We start from the raw sequence: 1,475 nt of genomic DNA, 5'->3' as shown, positions 1-1,475 counted from the left end.
CGCGGCGCCCGGGCCCGCCGGCGGAGCGGCCGGAGCGACCGGCGCGGCGCCCGGGGCGGCAGCGGCGGCGCCACCACCCGACGAGAGGTTGCCGAGGAAGCCCTCGACGCGCGACCGCATCGGACCGATCAGCGCACCACCCACACCCACGATCAGAATTCCGGCCACCGTGGCGAGGAATGCGATGAGGACGGGCATTGTCACCGTGGTGCCGATACCGACCTGGTTGACCGCGGCGATAACACCGAGCGCGATGATGAGGAACGACACCGCCTTCGCCACGAGAGGGCCGTAGGAAACACCGCCCATGGTGCGCGTCAGCAGATCCTTCACCGCATTTGCGATGGCACCGGCGATCACCACGATGACGATCGCGACGAGCAGGCTCGGCAGCCAGGCCACGATGTCGTTCACGATCTGGCTCACCGGGTTCGTGGGCCCGAAGGCGCTGAGCGCGAGCTGCAGCGTGATGAGCAGGATGAAGTAGTAGATGATCTTCGTGAGCAGCCCGATCGGCTCGATCCCCGAGCCGGAGAGGAGCCGGTTCGCGCCCGCGCGCTCCAGCACCCGGTTGAACCCGATCCGGTTCAGGATCATGCCGACGAAACGGGCGATCGCCTTCGCGATGAAGTATCCGATGAGGAATACGACCAGGAACACGAGAAGCTTCGGGACGAAGCTTGCGACGGCACGCAGCGCGCTCGTGAGCGGCTCCAGCCAGTCGACCTGGTAGGGCACGGTGAGCCCTGCCTGTAGAAATGTCATGGTTCTCTCCCCCTCTGAGACCTTTCCGGGCACCTTGCGGTACGCCACGGTGACGCACCGTAAAAGTGCCGACACACCATGAACATATGCGCCGGAAGAACATTCTGCGCGGCGGAATGGCAATTCCCTGTGAAATGCGAGTTCTCGTCGGGGCGTGCAGGTGCGCATAACCTGGCCGGATGGATGCCCTGCACGAGCGGACCGCCGTCGAGCTCCGCGACCTCCTCGCCTCAGGGGAGCTGACACCCACCGAGGTCACCGAGCACTTCCTCGCCCGCGCCGAGCGCCTCGGCCCCGCCGTCGGCGCCTTCGCCACCCTGACGCCGGAGCTCGCGCGCGAGCGGGCCGCCCGGCTGGAGGCGGACGGGCCCCCGCGGCCTGCGGGGCCCGGCAGCCTGTGGGGCCTGCCGACCGGCGACAAGGACCTCTGGAACCGCGCCGGTGTGCCGACCGGGTTCGGCTCGCGAGCCTTCGCGGGTCTGCCGCCCGCCGAGGAGAGCGACGAGATCGTGCGGGTGCTCGACGACGCCGGCGTCGTCAGCCTGGGCAAGACCGCGGCGCCCGAGCTGGGTTTCCCCGCCTACACCGAGCCCGCGGGCGCACCGCCCGCGCGCACGCCCTGGGACCTGACGCGCGGCGCGGGCGGGTCGAGCGGGGGCGCAGCCGCGGCCGTCGCGGCGGGGCTGCTGCCGCTGGCTCCCGGGTCGGAC

General features: G+C 70.3%; 2 protein-coding genes. One reads left to right on the top strand and one right to left on the bottom strand.

From position 1 onward, the window contains the following. Positions 1-813, bottom strand: an 813-nt coding sequence (locus tag HLB15_RS23610) for a mechanosensitive ion channel family protein (protein ID WP_311979612.1), incomplete at its 3' end; no start/stop codon positions are given. Between the two features lie 131 nt (positions 814-944). On the opposite strand from HLB15_RS23610, the gene HLB15_RS23605 reads away from it, so the two are divergent. Continuing rightward, positions 945-1,475, top strand: a 531-nt coding sequence (locus tag HLB15_RS23605; RefSeq protein WP_249360554.1) for an amidase family protein, incomplete at its 3' end; no start/stop codon positions are given.

The sequence above is a fragment of the Promicromonospora citrea genome (genome assembly GCF_013004695.1).
Lineage (GTDB): Bacteria > Actinomycetota > Actinomycetes > Actinomycetales > Cellulomonadaceae > Promicromonospora > Promicromonospora citrea.
The sequence above is the reverse complement of the archived record's forward strand: the minus strand, read 5'-3'. Positions and strand labels throughout refer to the sequence as shown.